The sequence below is a fragment of the Clostridioides sp. ZZV15-6388 genome (assembly GCF_020657755.1).
Taxonomy (GTDB): Bacteria; Bacillota; Clostridia; order Peptostreptococcales; family Peptostreptococcaceae; genus Clostridioides.
On the sequence record NZ_JAGWCU010000032.1, the window covers coordinates 14,438 to 29,483 of the forward strand.

The following is a 15,046-nucleotide window of genomic DNA, read 5'->3' on the forward strand; positions in this document are numbered from 1 at the left end:
TGAATGGAGGGTGATATATATTGAAAAATAATATATTTAAATATAAAAATGAGATGTTTTTATTTATATTAGTCACAATAACTTATTTAATAATAACGATAGCATTCTTTTCTAAAACTACAATATTTTATGATTTGAACAACACTTATGATGTATTATTAGATACAGATACAGGTGTACTATTCAATTTAAATGTATTTGCTATAAATCAAGATAATAGCAAGCATGTATTATTTTCAGCTATTATATCAATTTTTGCATATCCAATATATTTACTATGTACCTCAATAGCAAATCCAGGGACAACCGATTTTAATAGTGCTTATGGATTTGGATTGATTTGTCTGCAAATAATAACTAGTGCTACATCTATAACTTTGGTTTTTAATCACATCAAAAAAATAAAGATGCAGAGGTTAACTTTAATTTTACTTACTATGATAATGATATTTTCTTTTCCACAACTATTTATGACATTAAATGTAGAAAGATTTATATATAGTCAGTTTACATTAATATTTTTTATATTTATTGCAAATAAAATGAATGGAAAAAACTCTTATTTAGTAGAATTAGCAGCTATCCCATTATTTGGAATAACTATTAGTAATATATATTTGTATTTCTTTAACTTAATATTTGAATTTAAGCTAAAAATAGGTAAAATTTTAAAACATTTAACTACATTTATTATAATGGCATATATTTGTGTAGTTTCAACAAAATCTTATGAAAGTTTTATGAATCTTGGAAATGTAATACAATATGATACAAAGTTTATAAGTGGAGAGCCTTTTTTAGAAAAAATTGCAATGATTATAGAAAGATTATTGTATTCAGTTTTTTATTTTCCTGGAGCGGAGATTAAAAAAGGACTATTTTTGCAAAATGGAGAAGTTGCAACAATACCAGTTATTCTTACTCTATTAGCATTTTGTTTTTGTGTTTTAGCAGTTATTGAGAACTCAGAAAAAAGAGTTCCTAAGTTGTGTATGGGAATAATTTTATTTAATTTAGTTTTACATGGTATAATAGGGTACAATTTGACTAACTCAAGTATTATGACTATAAACTTTAGTTTTGCTGTTATAGTTTTATTAGCTTACTTTACTAAAGCACTTAGAAAAAATGAAAAAAGCATGTACAATATATTTTTATCATTGTTGTTAGTCACTATAATAATTAGTAATCTAAATGGATTTATAGAAATTTTAAATATTGGGATAAAATCATATCCTGTTTAAAAAATAATGTTGAAAGGGTAGTAAGTTTATGAAACAGACAAATACAATAATTAATCTTCTTACTAAAATTTCAGATTATATAAGATTAATGAGAATAAAGCAGTATATAAAGAATTTATTTATATTTGCTGCTATAATATTTTCAAACAATATACTAAATATAAGTCTATTGTTAAATACATTTATAGCTTTTGTGTGTTTTTGTTTGATATCATCATCAGCATATGCACTAAATGATGCTATAGATATGGATAAAGATAAAAAACATCCTAAAAAACGTAATAGACCAGTAGCAAGTGGAAGAATAAGTAAAAGAAGTGCGAATATATTATTTGTTGTTTTAGCTCTAATTTCAATTTGCTTGTCAACGATTATTAATTTCAAACTGACTATAATTCTCATTTTATATTTGATAAATAATATATTATATTCTCTTAAGTTAAAGAATATAATTCTATTAGATGTGTTTTCTATATCTCTTGGTTTTATACTTAGAGTTTATGCAGGATGTGTAGCTATAGATGTTAGATTATCAAACTGGATAATATTATGTACATTTTTTTTATCTCTGTATTTAGCTCTTGGAAAACGTAAAAAAGAAATAATATTTTTAAAAGATGATGCAATTGAGCATAGAAAAATACTAGAAGATTATGATATAGAAAATTTAAATCAAATGATGATAGTGATATTAAGTTCTACAATTGTATGTTATGCATTATATTCTACAAGTAATCCAGAAAAGCCAGATATGATATTTACAACAATATTTGTAGTTTATGGTGTACTTAGATATAATTATATAATTAACACAACAAATGAAGGAAATCCTACTGATATTGTACTAAAAGATAATGCTTTAAAAATAAACGTAATCTTATGGGTAATTACATGTCTAATAATATTAATTTTTTAGTGATAGGATGGGAAAATATTTATGAAAAAAAGTGTATTATTGCTCGATATAGATTATACTGTGATAAATACTGATAGTATGGTAGACTTTTTTATTTATTCTTTAAAAAATAAAACACTTAAGACTATTATAAAATTGCCATACATAATTTTTACTCTAATCATGTATTTGGTTAAAATAGTCCCTTTGAAAAAAGCAAAAGAGGCAATCTTTTATCCAATAGTAGATTTTAGCGAAGATGAGTTAAAAGATTTTTTTGATAGTTGTATAATGAAAAAAATTAATGAGTCTATGAAAAAAGTAATTTATAAAAACAAAGAAGAACATAATGTTGTAATTATGATAACTGCATCTCCATATGCATATATGAAGTACTTTAAGTACTATGATTTTGCAGATGAAGTTATAGGTACGGAACTATTTTGTGAAAATTCAAGATACAAAAACCAATTCATTGGCGAAAACTGCAAGGGAATTGAAAAAATACAGAGAATAAATGCTGTATTAGATAAACTTGGAATTGAGATTGATTATGAAAATTCATATGCATACTCAGACTCCAAAAGTGATTTACCTATGCTTTCCTTAGCTAAAAATGCATTTTTGGTTAATAAGAAAAATGGTGAGGTTATAGAACAAATAAATTCGTAGCTTTATATCACTTAGAATAGGAGGGGATAGTTTGGGATATTTGCACATATTAATTTTGTCTATGGTTCCTGTAACAGAATTAAGAGGAGCCATTCCTATCGGCATTGCAATGGGCTTAAATCCTATATGGGTTTATGTATTTAGTGTGATTGGTTCTACTTTGGTATCAATTCCCTTGATATTGACGTTTAGACACATATTGCAATTTTTGAGAGGGAAAAAGTTATTTAAGGGACTTGCTAACACAATTGATAAAAAAATAAATTCAAGAATGAAGAAATTAAAAAGCGTTTCAATAATAGGTATAATACTATTTGTAGGTATACCACTTCCAACAACAGGAACATGGACTGCATCTGCGATAGCCTCAATACTAAAAATGAGAATAAAAGATGCTTTTATAGGGGTATTTTTGGGAAATTTATTGTCTGGAGTTATAGTATCAGCCCTTTCTCTACATATAATATAAAACTATCCAATAGTATATTTGGATAGTTTTTTTATGAAAGTATGTGAAAAATATTTTTTATTTAGGCAAAATATTTAAATTCATTTGGTATTAAAATATTTACTATGATAAAAGAAATATAGTATAGTATTATTTATGAGGAAATTAATTTAAACTTGCCTATCAATAAAATAAAGTTTTTATATAAAATGTATTTTTAATAGTAATAGATTTAAATATTAATTTATTAAGGAGGTTTTAAGATGGAAAATTCAAATACTGATTTAGGTCGTGAGAATGTGGGCAAATTGCTTTTTAAATTGGCTACACCAGCTATTATTGCACAAATTGTAAATGTTTTGTACAACATAGTAGATAGAATCTTTATTGGTAGAATGGAAAGTGGAGAAGTTGCTATGGCAGGTGTCGGAGTCGCATTTCCTATAATAATTATAATAACTTCATGTAGCTATTTAATTGGTATGGGGGGAGGTCCTCTAGCTGCTATAAAAATGGGTGAACAGGATAATGATGGAGCAGAGAAAATAATGAGTAATAGTTTTTCTGTGTTAGTTATTTTGGCGATACTTTTGACTATAGGCTTTCAAATTGGAAAAGAACCCTTACTTTGGCTATTTGGAGCAAGCGAATCTACAATTGGATACTCAATGGATTATTTGAATATTTATTTAATAGGTACAGTATTTGTTCAAATTTCATTAGGTATGAATACTTTTATAAATACTCAAGGATTTGCGACAACGGGTATGATTACGGTTGCTATAGGAGCTTTGATAAACATAATACTAGACCCAATTTTTATATTTGGATTTGGTATGGGAGTAAAAGGAGCAGCATTAGCCACTATAATTGCACAAGGAGTTTCTGCTATTTGGGTATTGGTATTTCTATTTGGAAAGAAAAGTATACTTAAGATAAAAAAGAAATACATGATGCCTAAAGCAAGTATTATTTTACCAGTATTGGGACTAGGAATTTCTCCTTTTATAATGCAATCTACAGAGAGTTTAGTGCTTATAGCATTAAATAGCAAATTACAGATGTATGGAGGCGATTTAGCAGTAGGTTCAATGGCAATAATGAGTAGTATAATGCAAATTCTTATGCTTCCTAACATGGGATTTACACAAGGGGCACAGCCGATAATAAGTTACAATTATGGTTCAGGACAGATTGATAGAGTAAAAAAGACCTTTAAGTTATGTTTATTGTCATGTTTTACATATTCTGCAATTTTGTGGATTCTACTTATGATATTCCCTACGGTTTTTGTCAGTATATTTAACAAAAATCCACAATTACTTAGTATGACTAGTTGGAGTATAAAAATATATTTTGCTGGTTCTTTTATGTTTGGAATACAAATAGCTTGCCAGCAAACATTTTTAGCGCTTGGAAAAGCAAAAATATCTTTAATTTTAGCTCTTCTTAGAAAAGTTGTGCTTTTGATACCTTTAATATTTATACTTCCAATGTTTTTTGATGAAAAACTTTTTGCTGTACTTTTAGCAGAGCCAGTTGCCGATATAACAGCAGCTACTATTACAGCAATTTGTTTCTTTATATTTTATAAAGGTTCTCTATCAAAACCTAAAGCAATACAGGAGTAAAATCTAAATAGTATAAGGTTTTTAGGAGCATATCTTATTAGATAAAAATTAAAATTTGTATTTTAATTTAAGAAGATATTTTTTATAATTTACAAAGATATAAACTAGAATTAAAATTTAAAATTATAGTAAGAAAAATGTAAGTATTTGCAATATTAATGGTATAATATTTACAGATATGATAATCAATAAGAGGAAAGGATGTTTATATAATGGAAAATGATTTAACAATGCAAGAGCTACTTGAGCAACAAGAGCAAGTGTTCAGCAAAGTGAAAGTTGGGGAATTGATAACTGGAAAAATAACTGCAGTGAGAAATGACGAAGTACAACTAGAATTAGGTTATGGGTTTGATGGAATAATACCTATAAGTGAATTAAATATAGAAAAAAATCAACCTATAGAAGATTTGTATCATATAGATGATGAAATAACTGCTATAATAACAAAAGTATCTCAAAAAGATGGAACAATAACTTTATCTAAGTTACAGTTAGATAGAAAAAAAGATTTTGCTGATTTACACAAAGCTTATGATGAACATAGAATAATAACTGTAAATGTTGAAAAAAATATAGAAAAAGGTGTATTTGCTAATTACAATACATATACATTTTTTATACCAATTTCTCAGCTTGACACAAAATTTATTACAGATACGTCTAAATTTGTTGGTCTTAACTTAGAAGTATATATAAAAGAAATGGATGCTAGAAAAAATAGATTTGTAGCATCTCATAGAGACGTATTACAAGAACGTATAAATAAAGAGAGAGAAGAAAGAAGAGTTCAAATTAAGGCAGAAAAGGAAGCCGAAAGAGCTAGAATTAAACATGAAAGAGAAGAAGAAAAAGCTCGTATTAAATTAGCTAAAGAAGAATTATTTAATTCTCTTGAAGTTGGTCAAAAAAGAAATGGTAAAGTAACAAAGATAATGCCTTATGGTGCCTTTATAGATATTGGTGGAATTGAAGGATTAGCACATATAAATAACCTAGCTTGGGCAAGAGTTGAAAGTGTTGAAGATGTTGTCTCTGAAGGCCAAGAAGTGGAAGTTTATGTATTAGATGTAAATCAAGAAACTAAAAAAATTGCACTAGCATTAAAAGATATAAACAACGACCCATGGGATTTAATAGCAAAAGAATTACAAGTTGATGATGTTGTTAATGCTAAAGTTCTTAGAATTATAGAAAAGGGAGCCTTTGTTCAAATCAAAGAAGGTGTAGATGCTTATTTACCAATTTCTGAATTGAGTGATACTAGAGTAGCTAAAGTTACTAATGTTGTTAATATTGGAGACGAAATTAAAGTTAAAATTCTTGATTTTAAACCAAAAACTAAGAGAATGTTAGTTTCAATAAAAGAGGCAACTAGAGAACCAGAAGAAGATATAACAGAGTTTTTAGAAGTAGAAGAATCTCTAGGAAGTATTGGAGAATTATTTAAAGATAAATTTAAAGACTTAGAAATATAAAATAATCAAAAAGGGGGGCTGTTTTAAAACATTACTCTGTCTATTTTGACAGCTTTAGTTTTAAAATAGCCCTTTAACTATCTACAAAATTTATATAAGATATTAGGAGGAAAATTAATGAAAAAAGCTATTATAGATGTACATTGTCATACTTTAATAAGTGGACATGCACATAGTACTTTTAAAGAAAACGTTGAAGAAGCAATTCAAAAAAATATAAAATATTTAGGTATATCAGATCATGGTCCTAATATGCCAGGAGGACCACATCCATTTTACTTCTATAATTTACATCTACTTCCACGTCAAATACAAGATTTAAGGATTCTTAGAGGTATAGAAGGAAATATCATGGATTATGATGGAAACTTAGATGTTCCAGAAGATATGCTACAACATTTAGATTATATAATTGCAAGTTTGCATAGACCTTGTATAGCTTCAGGTACAAAAGAAGAAAATACAAATGCTATTTTAAAAGTGATGGATAAACCTAAAGTAAAGATAATTGGGCATCCAGATGATAGTAGATACCCTTTAGATTATGAGTCTATAGTAAAAAAAGCAAAGGATAAAAATATTCTTTTAGAAATAAACAACTCTTCATTAAGTTCGAATTCTCATAGAACTGGAACTTGGGAAAATGCAAGTGAAATGTTGCTGTTATGTAAACAATATGGTGTAAGAGTTATTCTTGGTACAGATTCTCATATATGTTATTCTATAGGTGAATTTGAAAGTGCAGAGAAAGTTTTAAAATCAGTAAATTTTCCAGAAGAACTAGTAATAAATTATCATGAAGATGAAATTGTAGAGTTTTTTAATATAAATTTTTAGAGTTTTAGGAGTGAGAAAATTTGAGTAAAAATAAGTTTATCTATATGAATTATTATGACAATGGTTATTTCAAAAAGGGAATGATTATAAATATGGTTTTAGCCCTTATAATCTTGGCCACAATTTTTATATATTCAACAACATTTTTATATCTTTTATGTATAATAACAGCAGTTTTTCTTTTTAAACAAGGTCGTGATTTTTCAAATAGATATAAGGGAAAAGTATATCTTACTCTTGATAATCATTCAATATCAATAAATAATCAATGTATCTTCAGTATAAAAGCTAGAAAAAATCAAAAATTTAATTATAAAGTAATAGAAAAAATAGAAGTGACAAAAAATATATTAAATGTATATGCTGATAATTTTAATTACAAAGTTAGATTAAATGCGTTGAGTTTGGAAGATGAAAAAAAATTATTGAGTATAATAGATGAAAAGATAAAAAAATTTAAGGAGTAATACCATACTATTTTCAATCGTTAGCATGATTTAGAAGATTACTTGACAAAAATAAATAATAAAAAAATACAGATAATTATTTTTTTGTGTTGACAATACATTTTAATGTGTATATAATAACTATTAAATCAAAATATTTAGAAAATTTAAATGATTTAAAAAGCGATGAATAGAAGTAGTAAGGAGCATGAAACTTCCAGAGAGCTAAAGTATGGTGTGATTTAGCAGTTGATAATTCTGAACTTGTCTAGGAGCTGTTTCCTAAGTTTTAAAATTTAGGATAACCGTATTTCCACGTTACAGGAAAAATAGTTATTATAATAATTAGTAGTAACTATTACTAAGGGAGCTTTTTAAAAAGCTAAATAGAGTGGTACCGCGAGCAAAACCTCGTCTCTAGTTTTACTAGAGATGAGGTTATTTTTATTCTAATGATAAATTTAACATTTGTACTTATGAATTAAAAAGGGGAAGAATTGCGTCGATATAAGGTATACTGAATACAAAAAACAAAGAAGAGGGGGAATAACATGAAATATGGAAAGTATAAAAAATATAATAGAATGAAAATGACAAATCGTAAATGGCCAGATAATGAAATAACAAAAGCTCCAGTTTGGTGTAGTGTCGATTTAAGAGATGGAAATCAATCACTACCAACACCTATGAATGTAGAAGAAAAAGTCAGAATGTTCAAAATGATTTTGGATACAGGATTTAAAGAAATAGAAGTAGGTTTTCCATCAGCATCAAATACAGAGTATACATTTTTAAGAAAGTTAATAGATGAAAATATGATTCCAGATGATGTAACTATACAAGTACTTACACAATCCAGAGCTCATCTTATAGAAAAAACATTTGAATCAGTAAAAGGATGTAAGAAAGCAATAATACATTTATATAACTCTACATCTGTTCTTCAAAGAGAAGTGGTTTTTAATATGAGTAAACAAGAAATCATAGATATAGCAGTTGGGGGAGCAAAATTATTCAATGAAGAAGCAAAAAAATATCCTGAAACAGATTTTATTTTTGAATATTCACCTGAAAGTTTCACAGGTACAGAAATGGACTATGCACTTGAAATATGTGAGGCAGTTATAGATGTGTGGAAACCAACACCACAAAAGAAAGTTATAATAAATCTTCCATCAACAGTAGAAATGGCAACACCAAATGTATATGCAGACCAAATAGAATGGTTTTGTGAAAATATAAGCTGTAGAGATTCTATTATAATGAGCTTACACACTCACAATGATAGGGGGACTTGTACAGCGGCAAGTGAGCTTGGGTTATTAGCTGGAGCAGATAGACTTGAAGGTACATTATTTGGAAATGGTGAAAGAACTGGAAATATGGATATAGTAAATGTGGGTCTTAATCTTTATACACAGGGAATAAATCCAGAGTTAGACTTCAGTAATATCGATAAAATGATAGAAATATATGAAGATTGTACAAAACTTACAGTACATGACAGACATCCATATGCAGGAAATCTTGTACATTGTGCTTTTTCAGGTTCTCATCAAGATGCTATTAGAAAAGGTATGATAGCAATTAATACTAGAAATGATGGTTGTTGGGAAGTTCCATATCTACCAATAGACCCTCATGATATAGGTAGAGAATACAAAGAAATTATTAGAATAAACAGTCAATCAGGAAAAGGCGGAGCTGTTTATATAATGGAAACAGATTATGGTTTCATGATACCTAAAAATATGCATTCTCATTTTGGAAATGTAGTTAAAATGGAATCTGATAGAATAGGAGAAGAACTTAGTAGTGAATCAATATTTAACTTATTTAAGAAGGAATATATTGATGTTGAGAGTCCTTATAAAGTTAAGAAGTATAAGATAAAATCAATGGATGAAATAAATTATGAGAATGATGATTCTGATGATACTAATATGATTGAGATGACTGCAAGAGTAACCTATATGGGTAATGAACAAAGAATTGTTGGAATAGGAAATGGTCCTGTAGATTCATTTAACAACGCATTAAAACAATGTGGCATGAAAGATTATAAATTTAGATATTATTGGGAACATGCATTAGAGGAAGGTTCACATTCAAGAGGTGTAGCCTATGTTGGAATAGAACATAATGATAAAGTTTATTTTGGGGTAAGCATATCAGAAAATATAAACACAGCAGCTATTAATGCTCTTATGAATGCAATAAATAAAAGTTATATTGAGGAGGAAGCAGAAAATGGGGATGACTATGACGCAGAAAATCTTAGCGAAACATGCTAATTTAAATGAGGTTAAGAAAGGACAATTGATTGAAGCAAACCTAGATATAGTTTTAGGAAATGATATAACATCACCAGTAGCTATTAGAGAGTTTGAAAAGTTAGGAATTGAAGAGGTTTATGATAAGTCTAAAGTGGCAATAGTTTTGGACCATTTTACACCTAATAAAGATATAAAGAGTGCAGAGCAGTGTAAGTTTACAAGAAGTTTTGCAAAATCCAAAGGAGTGGTCAATTTCTTTGATGTAGGAGATATGGGAATAGAACATGTTCTTCTTCCTGAAAAAGGTATAGTAACAGCAGGAGATGTAATCATAGGTGCCGATTCTCATACTTGCACATATGGAGCATTAGGCGCTTTTTCCACTGGCGTAGGTTCAACTGACATGGGAGCTGGGATGGCTACAGGAAAATGTTGGTTTAAGGTACCTAGTGCAATAAAATTTGTCCTAAAGAATAAGCCAAATAAATGGATAACTGGAAAAGATGTGATACTTCATATAATAGGGAAGATAGGTGTTGATGGAGCACTTTACAAATCTATGGAATTTTGTGGAGATGGAGTAAGTAATCTATCTATGGATGATAGATTTACTATTTGTAATATGGCAATAGAAGCAGGAGCTAAAAATGGAATTTTTCCAGTAGATGATAAAACTATAGAATATATAAATTCACATAAGTGTACAACAACAGAAAAAGTTGTAAATGTATACGAAGCAGATGAAGATGCAATTTATGATGAAATATATGAAATTGACTTAGCTGAATTAAAAGAAACAGTAGCTTTTCCACATCTTCCTGAAAATACTAAAACAGTAGATGAGATTGAGAAAGATATAAAGATAGACCAAGTTGTAATAGGCTCTTGTACAAATGGAAGAATATCAGACCTTGAAATTGCAGCTGAAATCATGAAAGGTAAAAAAGTTGCAGATGGAGTTAGAGTAATGATATTTCCTGGAACTCAAAAGGTATATCTTGAAGCAATAGAAAAAGGCTATATTACTACCTTTATAGAAGCAGGAGCAGCTGTTTCTACACCAACATGTGGACCATGTCTTGGAGGTCATATGGGTATACTTGCAGCAGGAGAAAGGTCAGTTTCAACAACAAATAGGAACTTTGTAGGAAGAATGGGTCATGTTGATTCAGAAGTGTATCTTGCTAGTCCAGCTGTAGCAGCAGCATCAGCTATAACTGGAAAAATATCAAAACCATCAGAAATAATTTAAGGGAGGTAAAGTTTATGATTGCTAATGGAAGGGTTTTTAAATTTGGTGATAATATAGATACAGATGTAATAATACCAGCTAGATATTTAAATATAGCTGATTATAAGGAATTAGCAACGCACTGTATGGAGGATATTGATGATAAATTTGTATCTAAAGTAAAGGTTGGAGACATTATAGTTGCAACTAAAAATTTTGGGTGTGGTTCATCAAGAGAACATGCTCCAATCGTAATAAAAGAAAGTGGAGTATCATGTGTAATTGCATCAACTTTTGCTAGAATATTTTTTAGAAATTCTATAAATATAGGGCTTCCAATACTTGAATGTGAGGAAGCTGCTAATAGTATAGAAGAAGGCGATACTATAGAAGTGGATTTTTCAACAGGTGTAATAAAAAACATAACAAAAGGAGCAGAATATAAGGCAGAACCATTTCCTGAGTTTATGCAAAATATCATAACAAATGAAGGTCTAATTAACTCAATAAAGGTAAACAGGGGGTAATGGTGTATGAATTGTAAAATAGCAGTCATAAAAGGTGATGGTGTTGGGCCAGAAATTATAGAAGAAGGTATAAAGGTCTTAAATAAAATCTGTTATAAATTTAATCATAAATTTGATTGTGAATATGTATTGGCTGGAGGATGTGCAATTGATGAAACTGGAGAACCTCTACCTGATAAAACTGTTGAAATATGTCGAAAAAACGATGCGGTATTACTTGGAGCTGTTGGAGGTCCAAAGTGGGATAAATGTAAGGGAGATACAAGACCAGAAGCAGGTCTTTTAAAATTGAGAGAATCCTTAGGTTTATTTGCAAATTTGAGACCAGCAACTATATATGAAAGTATAAAGGAATCTTCACCACTTAGAGCAGATATAGTAGAAAAAGGCATTGATTTTGTTGTTGTGAGGGAGTTAACAGGGGGCATTTATTTTGGAAAACGTGGAAGAAAGATTATTGATGGTGTTGAAGAGGCTTATGATGTAGAGGTATACAATGAAAATGAAATAAGAAGAATTGGAAGAAGGGCTTTTGAAATCGCTAGAAATAGAAAGTATAAACTTGTCAGTATAGATAAAGCAAATGTGCTTGAAAGTTCAAGACTTTGGAGAGGTATTATGGAGAGCTTAGCTAAAGAATTTGATGATGTAGAGCTATCACATATGTATGTTGATAACGCTGCTATGCAAGTTGTAAGAGACCCTAGCCAATTTGATGTAATAGTGACTAATAACATATTTGGAGATATAATATCTGACGAAGCATCCATGGTTACAGGTTCTATAGGTATGTTACCATCTGCATCACTTCGAGAAGATAGCTTTGGAATGTATGAGCCAATACATGGGAGTGCTCCTGATATAGCTGGAAAAGATATTGTAAATCCAATTGCAACTATTTTATCTGTGGCAATGATGTTAAGACATAGCTTTAATCTAGAAGATGAAGCTAAATGCATTGAAGATGCAGTACAAAATGTACTTAGAAAAGGATACAGAACTAGTGATATATATAATAGTATAGGAACTGTTGTTGGGACAAAGAAAATGGGAGAATTAATAGTAAATGAAATTTAGAATTATAGTTTAATTTATATAATACAATTGGGTCATATAATTGGGGGAATTAGTAAAAAATTTATTGTGGCATAGTTTTATATTTAGGGTATAAGATATATTTTATTTTTAAAGCACGATGTGATTTTAGGTAATTTTAATTACATAAAATCATATTGTGCTTTTTTTAGAAAATAATACTTTGGATTAAGATTTTAATGCTGAAATAGCCTATTTTTGCTTATTAGAAATTTGCAGGGATTTAATTAATATTATATAATATATTTTAGTATTATGAATATTAAGTGGCTATCAATATTAGTTAGGAGATGGAGTTTTTGGGAAAGTATAAGGTTTTAAAAAAGCAAAATAGTAGTAAATCTTGTTTAGTTTGTGGAACACAAAATGAATTAGGACTAAAAGCAGATTTTTATGAACTTGAAAATGGAGAACTTGTATCAATTTGTAATACAAAAGATTGGCATCAGAGTTATCCAGGGAGAGTTCATGGAGGTATGTCTGCTGCAATATTAGATGAGACTATTGGAAGAGCTGTAAGTATAAATGATGACCAAATATGGGGTGTGACAGTATCTTTGGAATTGAAATATAAAAAACCAGTACCAACAGATGCTACTATAAGAGTAGTTGGAAGGATAACTAAAGAAAATAGAAAATTATTTGAAGGTACAGGGGAAATAATTTTGCCAAATGGAGAGATAGCAGTAACAGCAACTGGAAAATATATGAAGATGCCTATTGGTCAAATAGCAGAAGGTGATTTTTCTGATGAAGAATGGTTTTTTGCTGAATCAGAAGAAAAAGTTGAATATATTGAACTTTAAGTAATTACATATTTGCTATGTCAAATGATATATCAAAAAATATAAAATTAAAAAATATAAGATAAAAATAACTTAGCTATACTAAAAAAAAATTCTTATAATAGCATTAAATTTATACGCTAAAAAAAATAATTTATATATTTAAAAAGTGTATTTTTTTTGGTGAATAAATTCAGAAAATTCAAACTAATGATAAGGTGCAAAATGGATGATTTCACAAAATATAGAAAATAAATTATATATAAAAAATAATTTTTATGTTGACATACTTAATTTAGCTTGATATTATAGATATTAAAAATAAGGACAGTAAACACACTATCCATATTACAAACTAAAAAAGGAGGGAATTATAATGAGTAAGAAATTATTTATTCCTGGTCCTATTGATGTTAGAGCAGAAGTCTTGGAAAAGATGGCTACACCAATGATAGGGCATAGAGGGAAAGATGCATCTATACTTCAAAAAAGTATAAGTGAAAAAATGCAAAAATTATTCTATACCAACAACACGATACTTTTATCCACGTCGTCCGGAACTGGTTTAATGGAAGGCTCCATTCGTTCCTGTACATCCAAAAAGGCAGCAGTATTTTCCTGTGGATCCTTTGGTGATAGATGGTACAAAATGGCAGTGGCTAATAATGTCCCAGCGGATATATTTAAAGTTGAATTAGGAGAGGCAACAACACCAGAAATGGTTGATAAGGTGCTTTCTACCGGAGAATATGATTTAATAACCGTAACTCACAATGAAACTTCAACTGGAATAAGAAATCCAATAGAAGAAATTGGAGAAGTTGTTAAAAAATATAAAGATGTGGTCTACTGTGTAGACACTGTAAGTTCAGCCGGTGGAATAAAAGTCGAGGTTGATAAGATTGGAATAGATATTTGTATAACATCATTACAAAAAGCACTGGGATTACCACCAGGAATGTCTATTTGCACATTTTCTCAAAAAGCAATCGATAGAGCTAAGCAAGTACCTTTTAGAGGAGTTTATTTTGATTTGTTAGAAATGTATGAATACTTAATCAAGAAAAACTACCAATACCCTTCAACACCATCTCTTTCTCACATGTTCGCTTTAGATTTCCAATTAGATAATATATTAGATGAAGGCCTAGATAACAGATTCAAACGACATGAAGACATGGCAAACTTAGTTAGAATCTGGGCTAAAAAACACTTCCAAATTTTTACCAATGAAAATCACTTATCCAATACACTTACTGTTATAGAAAATACTCAAGGTATTAGTGTATCAAATTTAAATTCAAAATTACAAGAACGAGGATTCCAAATAGCAAATGGTTATGGCAATTTAAAAGAAAAAACTTTTAGAATTTCACATATGGGTGACTATACTGTCGAAGATGTACAAGAATTATTAAATAATATTGATGATATATTAGGTTTTAATAAGTAATATTACAAAATTATGTGTATTTTAAGTT

At 28.8% G+C, this 15,046-nt stretch carries 14 protein-coding genes and 1 other annotated feature; all 14 genes read left to right on the plus strand.

The features are described 5' to 3' along the window. Nucleotides 1-20 precede the first annotated feature (20 nt). The 14 genes from KGF48_RS16060 (at nucleotide 21) to KGF48_RS16125 (ending at nucleotide 15,018) form a co-directional block, all read left to right on the plus strand. On the plus strand, nucleotides 21-1,244 hold the full coding sequence (locus KGF48_RS16060; protein WP_227840888.1) for a DUF6080 domain-containing protein: 1,224 nt from the start codon (nucleotides 21-23) through the stop codon (nucleotides 1,242-1,244). A gap of 28 nt (nucleotides 1,245-1,272) precedes the next feature. Continuing rightward, on the plus strand, nucleotides 1,273-2,160 hold the full coding sequence (locus tag KGF48_RS16065; protein WP_227840889.1) for a decaprenyl-phosphate phosphoribosyltransferase: 888 nt from the start codon (nucleotides 1,273-1,275) through the stop codon (nucleotides 2,158-2,160). Nucleotides 2,161-2,181: 21 nt separating this feature from the next. Continuing rightward, a complete protein-coding gene (locus KGF48_RS16070) occupies nucleotides 2,182-2,811 on the plus strand; it encodes an HAD family hydrolase (RefSeq protein WP_227840890.1) in 630 nt (209 codons plus the stop codon). A 31-nt stretch (nucleotides 2,812-2,842) separates the two neighbouring features. Beyond that, nucleotides 2,843-3,280, plus strand: coding sequence for a COG2426 family protein (locus KGF48_RS16075; protein ID WP_227829841.1), 438 nt, complete (start codon nucleotides 2,843-2,845; stop codon nucleotides 3,278-3,280). 242 nt (nucleotides 3,281-3,522) lie between these two features. Further along, nucleotides 3,523-4,890: an MATE family efflux transporter gene (locus KGF48_RS16080; protein WP_227840891.1), complete on the plus strand. Its 1,368-nt coding sequence runs from the start codon at nucleotides 3,523-3,525 to the stop codon at nucleotides 4,888-4,890. Between the two features lie 212 nt (nucleotides 4,891-5,102). Further along, complete coding sequence (locus tag KGF48_RS16085; RefSeq protein WP_227868246.1) at nucleotides 5,103-6,368, plus strand: S1 RNA-binding domain-containing protein; 1,266 nt, start codon at nucleotides 5,103-5,105, stop codon at nucleotides 6,366-6,368. A 117-nt stretch (nucleotides 6,369-6,485) separates the two neighbouring features. Beyond that, entirely contained in the window at nucleotides 6,486-7,205 is a 720-nt protein-coding gene (locus KGF48_RS16090) for a phosphatase (RefSeq protein ID WP_227840893.1), read from the plus strand. A 20-nt stretch (nucleotides 7,206-7,225) separates the two neighbouring features. Next, entirely contained in the window at nucleotides 7,226-7,672 is a 447-nt protein-coding gene (locus KGF48_RS16095) for a hypothetical protein (protein WP_227868247.1), read from the plus strand. A gap of 156 nt (nucleotides 7,673-7,828) precedes the next feature. Then, nucleotides 7,829-8,073 (plus strand) — a binding site (T-box leader). A gap of 129 nt (nucleotides 8,074-8,202) precedes the next feature. Next, nucleotides 8,203-9,945 (plus strand): 2-isopropylmalate synthase, encoded by a 1,743-nt coding sequence (leuA, locus tag KGF48_RS16100; protein ID WP_227829836.1) that lies wholly within the window; start codon nucleotides 8,203-8,205, stop codon nucleotides 9,943-9,945. Continuing rightward, a complete protein-coding gene (gene leuC, locus KGF48_RS16105; RefSeq protein ID WP_227829835.1) occupies nucleotides 9,902-11,179 on the plus strand; it encodes a 3-isopropylmalate dehydratase large subunit in 1,278 nt (425 codons plus the stop codon). Before leuA ends, leuC begins: the two co-directional genes overlap by 44 nt. A 14-nt stretch (nucleotides 11,180-11,193) precedes the next feature. After that, nucleotides 11,194-11,685 (plus strand): 3-isopropylmalate dehydratase small subunit, encoded by a 492-nt coding sequence (gene leuD / locus KGF48_RS16110; RefSeq protein WP_227829834.1) that lies wholly within the window; start codon nucleotides 11,194-11,196, stop codon nucleotides 11,683-11,685. 6 nt (nucleotides 11,686-11,691) lie between these two features. Beyond that, nucleotides 11,692-12,762, plus strand: a complete 1,071-nt coding sequence (gene leuB / locus KGF48_RS16115; RefSeq protein WP_227829833.1) for a 3-isopropylmalate dehydrogenase — start codon at nucleotides 11,692-11,694, stop codon at nucleotides 12,760-12,762. Between the two features lie 308 nt (nucleotides 12,763-13,070). Further along, nucleotides 13,071-13,586, plus strand: a complete 516-nt coding sequence (locus tag KGF48_RS16120; protein ID WP_227829832.1) for a PaaI family thioesterase — start codon at nucleotides 13,071-13,073, stop codon at nucleotides 13,584-13,586. A gap of 355 nt (nucleotides 13,587-13,941) precedes the next feature. Next, a complete protein-coding gene (locus tag KGF48_RS16125; protein WP_227829831.1) occupies nucleotides 13,942-15,018 on the plus strand; it encodes a pyridoxal-phosphate-dependent aminotransferase family protein in 1,077 nt (358 codons plus the stop codon). The last annotated feature ends 28 nt before the right edge of the window (nucleotides 15,019-15,046 follow it).